11 protein-coding genes are annotated in these 15486 nt (G+C 63.3%); 4 read left to right on the top strand and 7 right to left on the bottom strand.

The genetic code is table 11. The features are described 5' to 3' along the window. Window positions 1–12 precede the first annotated feature (12 nt). On the top strand, window positions 13–474 hold the full coding sequence (locus BWQ92_RS18055) for a hypothetical protein (protein WP_157365196.1): 462 nt from the start codon (window positions 13–15) through the stop codon (window positions 472–474). Window positions 475–897: 423 nt separating this feature from the next. Here the strand turns inward: BWQ92_RS18055 and BWQ92_RS18050 are convergent, their stop codons facing one another. The 3 genes from BWQ92_RS18050 to BWQ92_RS18040 are packed head-to-tail and all read right to left on the bottom strand — an operon-like array spanning window position 898 to window position 3913. Continuing rightward, window positions 898–1839, bottom strand: a complete 942-nt coding sequence (locus BWQ92_RS18050; RefSeq protein ID WP_076801801.1) for a type II secretion system F family protein — start codon at window positions 1837–1839, stop codon at window positions 898–900. Then, window positions 1836–2690, bottom strand: coding sequence for a type II secretion system F family protein (locus BWQ92_RS18045; protein WP_076801799.1), 855 nt, complete (start codon window positions 2688–2690; stop codon window positions 1836–1838). Before BWQ92_RS18045 ends, BWQ92_RS18050 begins: the two co-directional genes overlap by 4 nt. Next, the gene (locus tag BWQ92_RS18040) at window positions 2690–3913 is read right to left on the bottom strand and encodes a CpaF family protein (protein ID WP_076801797.1); all 1224 of its coding nucleotides are present in this window, start codon (window positions 3911–3913) and stop codon (window positions 2690–2692) included. Before BWQ92_RS18040 ends, BWQ92_RS18045 begins: the two co-directional genes overlap by 1 nt. Before the next feature lie 238 nt (window positions 3914–4151). On the opposite strand from BWQ92_RS18040, the gene BWQ92_RS18035 reads away from it, so the two are divergent. Then, on the top strand, window positions 4152–5708 hold the full coding sequence (locus BWQ92_RS18035; RefSeq protein ID WP_236782998.1) for an acyltransferase family protein: 1557 nt from the start codon (window positions 4152–4154) through the stop codon (window positions 5706–5708). Window positions 5709–5714: 6 nt separating this feature from the next. Here BWQ92_RS18035 and BWQ92_RS18030 read toward each other — a convergent pair whose 3' ends face one another. Together BWQ92_RS18030 and galE are read right to left on the bottom strand one after the other, a co-directional pair. After that, window positions 5715–6788, bottom strand: coding sequence for an acyltransferase family protein (locus BWQ92_RS18030; protein WP_083706356.1), 1074 nt, complete (start codon window positions 6786–6788; stop codon window positions 5715–5717). 4 nt (window positions 6789–6792) lie between these two features. Continuing rightward, complete coding sequence (galE, locus tag BWQ92_RS18025) at window positions 6793–7845, bottom strand: UDP-glucose 4-epimerase GalE (protein ID WP_076801792.1); 1053 nt, start codon at window positions 7843–7845, stop codon at window positions 6793–6795. A gap of 248 nt (window positions 7846–8093) precedes the next feature. Between galE and BWQ92_RS18020 the strand changes: the two genes are divergently transcribed. Beyond that, a complete protein-coding gene (locus BWQ92_RS18020) occupies window positions 8094–11399 on the top strand; it encodes a GH25 family lysozyme (protein ID WP_076801789.1) in 3306 nt (1101 codons plus the stop codon). A gap of 80 nt (window positions 11400–11479) precedes the next feature. On the opposite strand, the gene BWQ92_RS18015 is transcribed toward BWQ92_RS18020, so the two are convergent. After that, complete coding sequence (locus BWQ92_RS18015) at window positions 11480–12568, bottom strand: glycosyltransferase family 4 protein (RefSeq protein WP_076801786.1); 1089 nt, start codon at window positions 12566–12568, stop codon at window positions 11480–11482. 27 nt (window positions 12569–12595) lie between these two features. On the opposite strand from BWQ92_RS18015, the gene BWQ92_RS18010 reads away from it, so the two are divergent. After that, entirely contained in the window at window positions 12596–14377 is a 1782-nt protein-coding gene (locus BWQ92_RS18010; RefSeq protein ID WP_076801784.1) for an ABC transporter ATP-binding protein, read from the top strand. A 93-nt stretch (window positions 14378–14470) separates the two neighbouring features. Here BWQ92_RS18010 and BWQ92_RS18005 read toward each other — a convergent pair whose 3' ends face one another. Beyond that, a complete protein-coding gene (locus BWQ92_RS18005; RefSeq protein ID WP_157365195.1) occupies window positions 14471–15466 on the bottom strand; it encodes a glycosyltransferase family 4 protein in 996 nt (331 codons plus the stop codon). Window positions 15467–15486 lie beyond the last annotated feature (20 nt).

The raw sequence follows: 15486 nt of genomic DNA, 5'->3' as shown, positions 1-15486 counted from the left end.
GAAAGGGCAGCCATGCCAACAACAACTAATTGGGACATCTCCTACCCGCTAGGAACCGAAGCCGCAGCCATTCACGACATCGTGCAGGAAACCGCTGAAAGCGTGGAGCTTGCCCTGAATGAAATCACCGCCAAGATTGACTGGACTCCGCTGACACTGATCAACGGCTACAGCGCCTACACCGGCAGTGGCGGTTACTACAACGGACTCCGCGCATCCAAGAACGGCAACACCATCCGCGTCAACGGCATCGTCAAGAACCCGACCACCGGTGACCCGAAGACCACCATTGCCGTCCTGCCGGTTGCTCTCCGTCCCATGTTCAGCGTGTACCAGCCTGTCACCACCGGCAACGCGGCTGGCTCCATCGTCATCGGCAACGTAGCTATCGGCTCCAACGGAAACATCACCTACCAGAACGGCGCTACAGACCCTACGTTCGTGGCCTTCAACTTCACGATTGCCATCAACTAAGCACGGCGGAGAAATCCGAAGTTACAAAATTGTTATGCCGATTTCCAGCGCTAACACACTCTGTCAAGACCTATAATTCTCCCTTGCAAATTCTGGGGGTCTCCGCCGCGACACTTCCGCAGGATTACGCGGTTTTGCCGGTTGCCGAGCTAGCAACCGTAACTGAGGTACCTAAATATCTTTGGTCAACCGGGCACGTCCCCGCGCTCAGGATGATCCACGTGCGCCGTAATCCTCCGGGGTCGCGGGACCGCTTCCAAGGAGTGGCGGATCAGCGCAACCACTGAGGCGAGAAGTGCAAGTCCGTGCCGGGCCATGAATGTCATGTGCTTCCCTCTTCTGCGAGTCGTTTCTTGTTAGGAGCGGTTGTTGGGCATGGTTTGTTGGGCATCGCCACCGCCGGCCGTTGCCGGAACAATGGCGTCAAAAATTCAGGCTGAGGGCCGCTATTCCGGGGAACACGGCGAACACCACTGTCAGGGGCAGCACGCCAAAGACAAGCGGCACCATCATCGCGACTTCCTTCTTGCCGGCAGACTCCATCAGCTCGCGCTTCGCGGTATCCCGGACGTCCTGGGCCTGGGCCCGCAGCACCTCGGCCAGTGGGGTTCCGCGCTCCACCGCCACGATGATGCCGTCGACAAAGCGGATAAGCGGCCCGAGATCAGTACGCGCGGAAAACTCCTGAAGCGCCTCCACCAGCGGCTTTCCTGCCCGGGTTTCGCTCAGGACCCTGCCGAACTCTTCGGAGAGCTCACCCCGGGCTGTCCGGCACACACGGTCGAGTGCGCCGGTGGCGCTTTCCCCCGCCCCGACCGCGAGCGCAATCATTTCCGCCAGGCTCGGGAACTCGGCCAGCATCCGCTCTTCCCGCCGCCTGATCTGCACCCCCAGCCAGTAATCACGGAAGAGGAATCCGCCAACTCCACAGCCGACTGAGACTGCCACGGCCAGGACGGGACTGAATCTCCCGGCCAATGCTGCCAGGACGATCACGCCGACAGCGGCAATGAACGCGCACAGTGCCCAGAAGAGCTGCTGGGCACGGAAGTCCAGCGGCGACTTGTCGATACGGGCCTGGGCGAGCCTTCGGCCGAGGGCTGCGGATCCGAGGTTGAGCCGGGCCAGTTTGGCAGTGGCTTCCCGGATCAGCGGACGGAGTATGCGTTCGAGGGGACCAAACGGAGTGATGACCCGCTCCTCCGCCCGCAGAAGCCTCGATTCGAGGTTTTGGGACCGGAGCTGTGGTTCGATGCGTTCGACGAAACTGACAGAACGCATGAACGGGAGTCTGACCAGGAGGAGCCACAGTCCGCCGCCCAGGAGTACACCGCAGACGATCGCGGCCGCTGGCACCGTGCTCATCGCAAGACCCTCTCTTCCTCAGGCAGGGCTCCGATCTTCAGCATGACCGAATAGCACACCAGCGAAATCACCAGTCCTCCCAACAGCACGGCTGCCCCTATCGGCGTGTTGTAGGCAGCCACGGCCTCCGGACGGCTGACCAGCAGCAGCATGACGAACCACGGGGCCGCAACAGCGAGCCGGGCTGCGTTCACCGTCCATGACTGCCGCGCCTCAAGCTCGCTTCGGGTACGCGCATTTTCCCGCAGGAACTCAGCGAGGGTCCCAAGCAGTTTGCCGAGATCGGAGCCGCCCACTTCCCTGGTCAGCCTGAGCGCCTCGATGATGCGGTCCGCGACAGGGTCCGCCAGCCGTTCCTTGAGTCTGTTCAGGGATGCATCGAACTGGCCGCCCGAGCGGTAATCCGAACCGAAGTCGCGAAACACGTGCCGGAGCTCCTCGGGTCCCTTGTCGCCCAGCTGTATGAGTGCTTCCGGCAGGGACAGCCCGGCCCGGATGGCCGATCTCAGGTGGTCAACGACGTCGGGCCATACCCGCCGCAGGATGGCGCTGCGCCGCTTGGCCCGCCATTTCACCACCGCTACCGGAAGCCAGCCGCCGAACAGGCCAAAGCAAACGGAAATGGGCCAGGACCGGCTCACTGCAAAGAACGCCAGCGTGGCAAAAGCACCAAGACCCAGACACGTCCCGATGAGACCCGCACCCGTGACCTTTTCAATGCCCGCGGACAGCAGCAGATCATGGAGGCGGCTGGTCCGCGGTCCTCGTTTGGGGCGGGCGGGCTGGTCCCAGGCCGACCACCAGATGAGGAACAGTCCGGCACCCGTCAGAACCCCCAGCAGCGCAGCCATCAGCGCGGATCCAGTAGAGCCGCGACCTCATATCCTGCCCGGGCGAATTTATGCTCCGCCGGCATGGTGTTGGCCGTCGGCTCCAGCAGGCCGTCGACCGTCGAAAAGATCATGGAGGACTCGATGATTCCGTTCTCGACCCGCCTGCCCAGGGAGAGGATTTCGGTCACCTGCCTGCGCCCGTTGGCAAGCCGGGTGCAGTGAACAACCAGATCGATGCAGGAGGCCACGGTGGGGACCACGAACGCGCTGGAAATGTTGTCCCCGGCGAGCAAGGGCAGCGTGCACAATTTGGTCACGGCGTCGTGTGCCGAATTTGCGTGGACGGTGCACATCCCCGGCAAGCCGCTGTTAAGGGCAATCAGCATGTCGAGACTCTCTGCTTCCCGGACCTCCCCCACCACCAGGCGGTCGGGCCGCATCCTGAGTGCTTCCTTGACCAGCCTGCGGAGCGGAATCTCCCCTTCACCTTCCAAGTTGGGTTGCCGGCATTGCAGCCCGACGACGTCCCGCAGCGGAAACTGCAGTTCGAAAATCTCCTCAACAGTGATGACGCGCTCCCGGCTGCCGATGCTGGCCGCGAGGCAGTTCAGCAATGTGGTCTTGCCTGCCTGCGTCGCCCCCGAAACCAGGATGTTGAGTCCACTCGCGACGGCGGCGCCCAGGAAACGCGCGGCATGCGGGGTCAGGGTGCCCAGCTCCACGAGATGATCCAGCCGGCTCGCCTTCACAACGAACTTGCGGATGTTGACCGCCCAATAGCGCCGCGTAACGTCAGGAATGACAACGTGCAGGCGGGACCCGTCCGGCAGCGCGGCGTCCACGAACGGAGATGAGATGTCCAGGCGCCGGCCGGAGCTCTTCAGCATGCGTTCGACCAGGTCCCGGACCTGCTGGTCCGTAAGGCTCAGTGAGGTGAGTTCGGATTCGCCATTCCGTGCAACGTAAATTTCCGTGGGTGCATTGATCCAGATCTCCTCGATCCCCGGATCATCCAGCAATGGCTGGATGGGGCCGAATCCGGCCACGGCATCAAAGACAAACCTGCGTGCTGACTCCAGCGGTCCAAGGGGCGGAAGCGGACCCATAAGGGCGCGCTCGTCATAGTCCGTCACCGCCGCTTCAACGAGCCGCCTGACCTCGGCAGTCTGGTGCAACGGATCGAGACCCCGCCGACGAATCAGCTCCCGGACTTCATCCTCGACAATGCGTACTGCATCCATGAATTCCCCCGAACGACTGCCGGCCCCAGCGGAGGCAGTACATCTGGCTTAAAGCTAAATGATTGCTTCGGGCGAATACAGAGAAAAGGCGCAATTGTGGATAACTCTTTGATCGGCGATAAAATTGCTCGTTGTGCCTGCTATGCGAACTCTCGCGACGCCCACGAATCACCCGGCAGCGGTCCGTGAGACCCCATCGACAAGCCAGTTCCAGCCAGAGATCCAAGGTCTTCGGGCCGTGGCCGTCCTCCTGGTGGTGCTCTACCACCTTTGGCCCGTCCGCCTCACAGGAGGCTACGTCGGTGTTGACGTCTTCTTCGTCATCTCAGGCTTCCTCATTACTTCCCACATGTACCGCGAAGTGCAGACTCCGACCCGGGTCTGGGAATTTGCCGCCGGCGGCCTCGCCGCCCTTATTTTCAACGGACGGCAATACTCCGGGCCCTTGGCGACGGCTCTCGCCTGGGCCGGAATGGCCCTGATTGGATATGCTGCCGTCACCTTTGACAGCGCCACTCCCTTCCCTGGGTGGTGGGCCATGCTTCCGGTGCTGGGCACGGCTCTAGTAGTCACTTGCGCGGGAAATACCGGCCGGACGGCACCTCGCTGGTGGCTCTCCCGCCGCCCCGCAATCTTCCTGGGCGATGTGTCCTACGGCGTGTATCTATGGCACTGGCCCCTTATAGTCGTCCTTCCGTTCATCCTTGACCATGACATGGGAACCCTGGAGAAACTTCTTGTACTGACGGCTTCCACGTTCCTTGCATGGATCACCAAGTTGACTGTGGAGGATCCGCTGCGGCGCGGCCGGCTACTGAAAAAATGCCTCCGCGCATATCTGTTCGCAGCCGCAGGCATGGCGCTGACAGTAGCGATCTGTTTCGGTGTCACTTCCGCTGCATATTCGGAGTCCAGCCCGAACCGCTCTGCAGAGCTTGGAGCCTGCTACGGTCCCGGCGCACTGGAACCGGCCAACGGATGTGGCCCGGTAGTCGGGACGGAAGCGCCCAGTCCTGCGCCTGCCATAGTGACCAAACAGAACACGCAGCCTCTGCACCCCGGATGTCAGGCCAAAGCCGCGGGCACCGACGTCGTAAGCTGCGACCTGGGCGTCGATGCGTCACAGGCGAGCGAAACCGTCGCTGTTGTCGGCGACTCACATGCCACTGCGTGGTTCCCGACCCTGGAGGCGCTGGCGAAAGACCGCGGCTGGCGGATCAAGACCTATACGAAGAGTTCCTGCCCGGTTACGGCAGCCGTCCGCATTCTGGCCTCGGAAAAGACTGATTCAAACCAGCGGGACTGCCTGACGTGGGGCCAGAGGGTGGCCCGGGAACTGGCGGTGGACAAGAACGTGGGCATCATCTTCACGGCATCCTATTCGACTGCCTTTTCGTTCGAGTCCCCGGGCAACAAGCCGTTCAAGGATCCCGCCACTGACGGCTTCGCCGAGGTGTGGCGCAAGTGGCTCACAGCCGGAAAACAGGTCGTGGTGTTCGATGACGTTCCTCGGACAACCGGCGAAGATGTTCCCACCTGTCTGGCACGCCAGCATGATGCTCTTGCGTGTGCGGTTCCGGTGAGCAAGGCAATCCCCCCGAACACCGCCATCACGAATGCGGCGAAGGCGATGTCCGCGGAAGGCCTGACCCGGATCAGCCTGCACAACCAGTTCTGCGACGACAGGCTCTGCTACCCCGCCGTTGGGTCCGTCATCGTGTATCGGGACTTTTCCCACATCAGCGCTGAGTATGCCCGCGCCCTGGCGCCCTACATCGCCACACAACTTCCGTAGGCAGGACTAGGGGGATAGCGGCGCGGGCTGCAGTGACCGCGGCTTGCCGGCTTTAGGAGTGCCCAACATCAAGGGCGACAGGGGCGTCCGGTAAACGAGCACGGCGACCAGCCACGGGATGACAAGTGATCCCGCAAACACGATCCAGGTGTCCGCATCCAACTGCGTCAGAACTGCCAGGAGAAGTGCATGCGTAAAAACAACCAGCAGACCACACTTGGCCAGCATCGACACCCCGGCAGCAAACCGCGGCCCGGCCAGCGGAACAAGAGTCTCCGCAACGAGCACCATTCCTGCGCAAATAGCCACACCGACAACGACAGTGACTACGGGCACTCCGAGCTTTGCGCTCTTGAGGTCAAGGTATGACGACCACCCTGCCATGATCGCGGCAGCAGATCCCAGGAGCAGAAGAGTACCGGTAATCAATGGCCGCTCTACCCGGCTCCTTAGCCTCTTGAATGCACGTCCAGCCAGCACGAAAACAAGGCAAGTGCATCCCACACCCGCAGCCAGCGGAATCCGGGCGACCAGGGCGCTGTCGGCGTAGGTCACGGCAAGAGCAGCGAGAGCCGCCGCCCATTGAAGCACGCGCGGGAACCGCTGCATGGCGCGAAGAAGCACTACCGTCACAAAAAGTGCCGTGACGAACCAGAACGCAGCAAACGGGCCGGTAAGCCGTGATCCACCCTGCAGGAGTCTGCTAAACGTCGAAGGCCCAATCACGTCCAACTGCGCTATCCACCACGCGCCCACAACCACCAGCCAAAACAAGTAAGGGACCAGCAGTGATTTTGTGCGATTAGTGATCTCCGATTTCAGGGTCCTGTTCGCTGACCAGAAGTAGCCCGACAGAAAGAAGAACAACGGCACGTGCCATGTGTACAGCATTTCCCGGGTCAAGGGACCGGCCCAGGCAGCCACATGCCCGGCAACAACGGCCACAATCCCCAGGACCCGAAGAAAATCCACGGCCCCGGACCGGCCGGGACTGGCCGGCTTGCTCTGGCCGGACTCCCCTACCGGATAGGGTCTGTCAGCGCGGCCTGGTTCAGAGACATAACTTTGAATGGGCTCCATAAATCTACGTCGTGCCTGACGCAGCGGCCGGTTCTGTTGCTTCCGTCCCTGCGTAGCCGTAAGGGTTTGCACTCTGCCAGCGCCAGTGGTCAGCACACATTTGCGCCAGGTCACGGTGCGCGGACCATCCAAGGTCCGCCAGGGCTGCCGAGGGGTCGGCGTAGCTCACGGCGGCGTCACCCGGCCGGCGTGGTGCAAACTCATAGGGAACCGGGTGCCCTGCGGCTGCACCGAAGGCGTCAATGACCTCCAGGACGGACGAACCGCGGCCGGTTCCAAGGTTCCACCGGAACGAACCGGTCTTGGTCTGCAGGTAGTTCAGGGCTGCCAGGTGGCCGGCCGCCAGGTCCATGACGTGGATGTAGTCACGGACCCCTGTACCGTCCGGCGTAGGGTAGTCGTTACCGAACACCATGACCTTCTCCCGCCGCCCCACTGCAACCTGGGCGACGAAAGGCAGCAGGTTGTTGGGGATACCGCGGGGGTCTTCGCCGATACGCCCTGATTCGTGTGCACCAACGGGATTGAAGTAGCGCAGCAGCGCGATGCTCCACCGCGGGTCGGCCTCGCTCAGGTCGGACAGGATGTCCTCGATTTGCTCTTTCGTCCGGCCGTAGGGATTGGTCGCATCCAGCGGGGACTTCTCAATGAGGGGAACGTGCTCGGAAGCGCCATATACCGTGGCCGAGGAACTAAAGACCAGCCGCCGGATGCCGGCCTTCTCCATGCTCTCGAGGAGGTTGAGCGTGCCCACTACGTTGTTCCTGTAGTACCAGAGCGGTTTCGCCACGGACTCACCGACGGCTTTCAGGCCCGCGAAGTGGATGACGGCGCCGAAGCCACCTTCCGCGAAGACCTCGTCGACAGCCTCGGCGTCGAGCAGGTCGGCCTCGCGGAACTCCACCTTCTTGCCGGCGAGTTCTTCAACACGGCGGACTGCCTCGATGTTCGAGTTCATGAGGTTGTCCAGCACGACGACGTCATGTCCGTCCTCGAGCAGGCAGAGAGCCGTGTGTGATCCGATGTAGCCGGCGCCGCCGGTAACCAAAACCTTCATGGCCCTCATTTTATGCGGGGTCCCGGCACCGCCGAAAAACCGGGGCTCGTGTTCCCGTCTCCGCTTGACAGAAGCCCGGGCACCCCAGGGCCTATAGCAGGAATCACAGGCGCAACATTAGTAACATCAGCACCTTCAGTGTTAGGATAGCCGCCTACATCGCCGCCGGCGTGATGGGACTCAAGACGGCGAAGACGTCAGCCACGAGCCGGCTCTCTGCCCGGAATTTGAAGGCTACGGAGTATTAGATGCAGCGTTCCCCCAACAACAGGATCTCCGCAGCGCTCACGGCAAACGTGAGGCGGCTTGGACTCGTGGGCGGCACAGCGCTGCTGTCCACGATGCTCTGCCTGGGTGGCGGACTCCCCGCTCAAGCAGTGTCGCCTTCCCCGACGGACCCAGCTTCTCCGGAAGTCTCTTCGCTGCCTTCGGAGACAGCCCCACCGGCAGCAGAGCCCACGCCGGCCCAGATCGACATGACCGCGCTCCGCGCCGAAATCGGCAAGGACGGCGCCTACCTCGGCCAGGGCGTCAAGCGCCGGGCCGCTACGTTCGCAAAGCAGTCCACGGCGTCGTCCCTTAACGCGATCTCCACCGAAGCGGCCAACACATGGATGGCACCCGGCGTGCAGGGCCTGGACGTCAGCAGCCACCAGACAAGTGTCAACTGGGCCGCGCAGTACAGCATGGGGGCACGGTTTGCCTACGTGAAAGCCACCGAGGGAACCACGTACAAAAACCCGTACTTCGGAAGCCAGTACGGCGGGGCGCTCGCCTCCGGCATGATTCGCGGGGCATATCACTTCGCCCTGCCCGGTGTCTCAACCGCCGCAGCCCAGGCCGATTACTTCGTCAACAACGGCGGCGGCTGGAGCGGTGACGGGAAAACCATGCCCCCGCTGCTGGATATTGAGTACAACCCTTACTCTTCCCTGGGCAACACTTGCTACAACCTAAGCCAGGCGGCGATGGTCAACTGGATCGCGGCTTTCTCCAACAGGGTGCTCGCCCGGACCGGACGCCTGCCCATGATCTACACCACCACCGACTGGTGGACCCAGTGCACCGGCAATTCGGGCGCCTTCAGCCGCCAGCCGCTGCATCTGGCGTCCTATTCGCGCTACGTGGGCTCCATGCCCAACGGATGGGGAACATACAGCGTCTGGCAGTACAGTGCCACCGGGCCGTTCGCCGGCGATTCCAATGCCTGGAACGGAGACCTCGCCAGCCTCCGGAAGTTCGCCTCCACGGCGGACGGCGCCGTGCCCACCCCCTCGATCACGTCACTGGGCGACGTGGTGGCAGCCGACTCCTCCGGTGTCCTCTGGGATTATCCGGCGACTGGCAACGGGACATTCCGCACCCGGAAGCAGATCGGCGTCGGCTGGAGCGGGCTGCGGTCCATCAACGCCATTGACTGGAACGCCGACGGCGTCTTAGACCTGATTGCCCAGTGGAAGACCGGGCGGGTCAACATCTACTTGGGGATCGCGGCCGGAGGTTTTGCCACCGGCCCTGTCCTCGCGGCGTCGGGCTGGGGCAACTACCAGCTGACGGTCGGATATTGGTTCAACAGCAGCTACTACCCGCAAATCATCAGCCGTGATGACTCAGGCGTGCTGCGCCTTTGGCAGAATAACTCTGGCGCCGGTGTCAGCGGAGGAACAACGATCGGTCAGGGCTGGGGCGGCCTTAACCTCACCATGATCGATTTCGACGGCGACGGCAACCAGGACGTCCTGGCGCAAAGGCCTGGCGGCGAAATGTTGCTGTACCGGACAAGCGGCAGCGGAGCCTTTATCGCCGAAGCCCGCAGGACCATCGGCAGCGGCTGGCACAACATGACGAGCGTAACCGTCACCACGAACTTCAAGGGGGCCGGCACGAACGGCCTCATGGCCCGCAATGCCGACGGTCAGCTCTACTATTATCCGGTGCCCGGCAATTCCGCATGGGGTCCCGTCAGTGCCATTGGCGCGGGTTGGAACAACTACCTCATCGCTGGCGGCGAAACGATCAACGTCGGCACGGCTCCCCCTGCTCCGACGCCGGTGACCCCCTCGATCTCCTCGGCCTCCGACGTCGTGACCGTTGATCCTTCGGGTAACGTCTACCGGCGAAGCTCAGGTACAGGCACCCTGGGGAGCGCCACGAAGATTGGCACCGGCTTCACCGGGCTCGCGTCCATCCACGTGACTGACTGGAACGCCGATGGCATCCAGGACCTGGCCACGCTGAGCACTACAGGCGTACTCGGAATCCAAACGGGACTGCCGGCCGGAGGCTTTGCCGCCCGCACCGTACTGGCCTCCGGCCTGACCGGAGCCGACGTCACCTTCGGTACCTGGATCAAGGCCTCCAAATATCCCGGCGTTGTAGTACGGCGGGCAGACGGCTCGGTCCGGTTCCATGCGAACCCCTCCGGAGGGGCGCTCGCCCCCGCGACCAGCGTCGCCTCCGGATTCGCGCGCACGGATATCTCCATGGCGGACGCCGACGGCGACGGGAACCAGGATCTCGTGGCGGTCGACTATCTCGGCCGGATGACACTGTACCGCTCCGGCGGAACAGGGACACTGGTTTCCGAAGCCCGCAAGCTTCTCGCCAGCGGATGGAACACCAGGGACAGCATCAGCCCGATCAGGGGCTTCGCGGCCGCGGGCTCGCACGGCCTGCTCGCCCGCGACCGCGCCGGCCAGTTGAGCTACTACCCGCTGACAGCCGGCGCCCTGGGTGCGCCCTCGGCGCTGTCCTCCGGCTGGACCGGGCACCTCATCGGGGGAAGCGGGCTCCTGGTGCCCGGACACGCAATCGCCAGCACTGCAGACATCCTGACCGCCGACACGGCCGGGGGGCTCTGGAACCGGCCTGCAGGGAATTCCTCCGTCAGCAGCCCCTACCAGATCGGGACCGGATGGTCCGGAATGAAGTCCCTGAACGTTGTGGACTGGAACAGTGACGGCGTTGCCGACGTCCTCGCACAGAGGTCCAACGGCACATTGTCCCTGTACCCGGGATCGGCGTCCGGTGGGTTTTCGACGCCGTTCACCGTTGCATCATCAGGCTTCGCGCAGACCACCCTGGTCACCGGCAAATGGGTCTCCGGTTCCCGTTTTCCGGGCCTGCTGGGTTACGGCGCCGACGGGGCCCTCTACTACTGGGGGAACGCGACCGGACGGACCGTCAGCGGCCCGGTCCGCCTCGGATCCGGCTGGTCGGGCCTGAAACTCGCCATGATCGACTTCGATTCCGACGGCAAGCAGGACCTGTTGGCCGTCAACACCGCCGGTGCCATGCGGCTCTACCGCTCCACCGGCGCGATCGGGTTCATCTCGGAAGCGAGGAGAACCGTCGGCAGCGGCTGGCAGTCATTCCGCCAGTTCTCCGCCAACAAGGGCTTTGCCGGAACGACCAGCAAGGGCGTGATGGCAGTGCAGACGGACGGACAGATGCGCTACTACCCGGTGGTGGCCGGCAGCCGGTGGGGCACGTCCTTCATGGCCGGGTCCGTGGGCTCGGCCACCACAGTGTCGTCGACCTCCGGCGGTAGCTAAGGCCTGACGGCATGAAGAAGGCGGTTCCCTGTGGTTTTAGGGAACCGCCTTCTTCATGTGCAGTTTTGTTGGTGCCGGGGTCAGTGTCCGGCCATGACGCCGCGGTAAATGCCCGCCAGCTTCTCCACTGCCGCGTCCGGGCCGTGGTACTTCTCAACCCACGCCCGGGCATTGGCCTGCGCCGAGACCGCCAACGGATCCTCCAAAGCGTGAAGAGCCTGGGCCGCCAAACCCTCAGGCCCATCACCCTCAAGCACAGGCGCGTCCACGTAATAACCCTCACCAAGATTCATCAGCACCGGAACACCCATCGACAGGGCCTGCAGCTCACTCATCGCCAGGATCCCGGCCGACTGCCCCACCACACAGTGGGCCCCGGACATCCACCGCAGGTACTCCGCCTTCGGCATCTTCGGAACAAGCCTCACGCCCAGCGCCCGCGCCTCCTCCGCCATGTTCCCCCAGTCAAGACCTTCAAGGACAACACGCCCCTGGGTCACATCCCGGATGGCCGCCGCGACCGCGAGCTGCTCAGCACCGCCTTTGGAATCCTCCCAGCGCGAGGCAAAAACCACCCGCGGCGGACCGGCCGGAGTCCAGGCCGGCAACTCAGCAAAGTCCACCGGATTCGGCAGATACACCGCATCAGACCGGACAGGCTCAGCATGCTGCCGCAAATCCGGAGTCGAGTACACGACCGCAGCCGCATGATCCGCCCCCCACTGGACGTTCGGGCGCCCTTTGGGTGTGTGGTATGTGGTGCGGATGTCCGTGCCGTGCCAGTGCATAACGAAGGGGATGACCGGCCTGCTGTTGGCGACCCCGCCACGGGTGCCGAAATGGACGTGCATCAGGTCAGCGCGAAGTGCTTCGACCGTCCGGCGTATCCGCCAGGACAGGTTGGTGTACCTGGACTGGAAAGCCCCGGAGGGAACTGTACCGCCCAGGCCGGGGGCAAGTGCGGGACGATGCCGCCAGCTATAGCCTTCCCGCCTGCCATGAGAGACAAGCGTCTTGCCCACGTCCGCGCAATCAAAGAAATGGACAACGGACGGTTCGTGCCTAGTTTTTCCCACGACAGCAACCCTAGCATCGCGGTCTTCCACGAATCCGGGCGCCATGAGGGGCCAGAGGGCCGGTACCTGGCGCAAGCGGATATCCTGCCGCATAGCATTCTCCAGTAACCTGATCCATGTATGAAAAATCTAATCTCGGTTTTGCGGCCCCTGCTATCGACCCTGCCAGCCGGGAGCAGGCGGTTCCTGCTGAGCTATGGCATCGCCAGCGCCTGCCTGGCTCTGTTGGACATGCTGGCACTGGGAATGATCGCGCTGCTGCTGCCGTCCCTTGTCTCCAATAGGCCGGTCACGCTTCCGGTATTCGGGGACGTCTCGGACTACGTACTGCCAATCCTTGGCGGGGTCTGCACGCTCATCGTCCTGAAAGGGGCGCTGGCCGTCCTTCTCCTGAGGGTGGCGACGCGGCGCTTCGCCCAGCACGAAGTCGCGATCGGCGACCGACTGTTCGCCTCGTACCTCGCTTCGCCTTGGGAAAACCGGCTGAAGAAGAATTCCAGCGAGCTTATCCGAATGGTCGACGTCGGAGTTGGCATCACGGTTTCCGGTGTCCTGATCCCGGCGATGACACTCTTCGGTGAATTTGGCACGCTGATTGCTGTCATCGTCGTGCTTTTCGTCGCAGAGCCGCTCATCGCCGTCGTCACCCTTGCCTACCTGGGCATTATCGCCTTCCTCCTGGCCCGCGTAATCTCTCCCAGATCCGTCGCTGCGGGCAGGGAGAACCGCCATTGGTCCGGACGCACCGTCGTGATGCTCACCGAGGCGATGAACGCCCTCAAGGAACTGACCCTTGCCGGCAGGGCCGGTGACGTTCAGGAAGGGGTCCACGACACGAGGACGCGCAGTTCGGCCGCCCGCGCCCAATCGATATTCCTGGCGCAGGTCCCCCGCTACGTTCTTGAGACCGCCTTGATTGTCGGCTTTGCCCTCGTGGGCGGAGTCGGCCTCGCCACTGGCGGACCGGCAGGGGCTGTCAGTGCCATAGGCCTTTTTGCCGTCGCCGGCTTTCGGCTCGTGCCGTCATTGACCAGGCTCCAGGCCGTCCAGTCACAGGCAAACTCCAGCGCCTCCTTTGCCCACCAGGTCATGCGCGACATCACCAGCGGCGAGGAGCTCCTCGCAACCAAGGCTGCCGAGCGGCCGCAGCGCGAACTTGGCACCGGCAAGACTGACATTGTCCTGCACGACGTCTCCTTCAGCTACCCGAACGCTGACCGCCCTGCCCTCGACAGGGTGAATATGACCATCCCGGCTGGCTCCCACGTTGCACTCGTAGGTTCCTCCGGCGCCGGAAAATCCACTCTCGTGGATATTCTCCTCGGGCTGCTGGAACCCAGCAGCGGGTACATTGAAGTGGCCGGCGAGAATATGGATTTCGTGCTTGACGACTGGCGGAAGCGGATTGGCTACGTTCCGCAGGAAGTCTCACTGTTCGATGCGACAGTAGGCCAAAACGTGGCCCTCACATGGAACCCGGACAAGGTGGAGCATGAGAAGGTCGAAGCCGCGTTACGGCGGGCCCAACTGCTTGACACCATCCAGGGCCGCGAGGGCGGGATTGACGCAATGGTCGCCGAACGCGGCCTGGCCCTTTCAGGCGGTCAGCGCCAGCGTTTGGGGATTGCCCGGGCGCTCTACAACGAACCCAACGTGCTGGTCATGGATGAAGCAACCAGCGCCCTTGACACCAGCACCGAGGCAGCGGTCACCAAAGCTATTCACGAACTGCACGGAGAGGTGACAGTCATCACCGTCGCACACCGCCTGGCAACCATCCGGGACGCCGATATCGTTTTCTTCATGCGTGACGGCCGCGTCGTTGCCCAGGGTTCCTTTGATGAGGTTGTGGACACGGTCCCGGACTTCGCCGCGCAGGCGGCCCTGGCCGGCCTCAGCTAACGCCGGCGGCAGCTAAAGCCTGACGGCACGAAGAAGGCGGTTCCCCTCAGCTTGAGGGGAACCGCCTTCTTCGTGTTCGGTGTAGCGCTGGAGTCAGCGTCCGGCCATGACGCCGCGGTATATGCCCGCCAGCTTCTCAACTGCCGCGTCCGGGCCGTGATACTTCTCAACCCATGCCCGGGCATTGGCCTGCGCCGAGACCGCCAAAGGGTCCTCCAAGGCGCGAAGAGCCTGAGCCGCCAAACCCTCAGGCCCGTCACCATCCAGCACGGGCGCATCCACGTAATAACCCTCGCCCAGGTTCATCACCACAGGAACCCCCATCGACAGGGCCTGCAGCTCACTCATCGCCAAGATCCCGGCCGACTGCCCCACCACGCAATGCGCACCGGACATCCACCGCAGGTACTCCGCCTTCGGCATCTTGGGAACGAGCCTCACACCAAGAGCCCGCGCCTCCTCCGCCATATTTCCCCAGTCCAGACCCTCAAGGACCACACGCCCCTGGGTCACATCCCGGATGGCCGCCGCGACCTTAAGCTGTTCAGCACCACCCTTCGAATCCTCCCACCGCGAAGCAAAAACCACCCGCGGCGGACCCGCCGGAGTCCACTCCGGCAACTCAGCCCAGTCAACCGGATTCGGCAAATACACGGCATCAGACCGGACAGGCTCAGCATGCTTCCGCAAATCCGGAGTCGAGTACACAACCGCAGCCGCATGATCCGCCCCCCACTGGATTTTCGGGCGCTGGCGGGGGTCGTTATAGAACTCCCGGATATCCGTGCCGTGGAAATGGACTATATACGGCCGCTGCGGCCACCGGGTGGCGATGTCGACGCGGGTGCCAAAGTGAATGTGCAGGAAATCGGCAGGCAGCGTCAGGGACCAGCGCCGGGCAGTCCATCCGGCTACTCCACCTAACCTCTTGAGCCGGCCGCGAAGTTCCTTCCCGTCCTGGGACGTGTCCCGGGCCGGCAAGTAGCTCCATGGCCGGCCCTGGGCACGAGCCGTCCGCACCAAGGTGGCGCCGACGTCGGCACAGTCAAAAATGTGCACCACCCGAGGATCAGCGTCTTTTCTCGTCATGCTTTGAACCTAGCAGACTG

Source organism: Arthrobacter sp. QXT-31 (genome assembly GCF_001969265.1).
In the GTDB taxonomy this organism is placed as follows: domain Bacteria; phylum Actinomycetota; class Actinomycetes; order Actinomycetales; family Micrococcaceae; genus Arthrobacter.
Note: the sequence above shows the minus strand (reverse complement) of the source record. Positions and strands in the feature narration are given on the sequence as shown.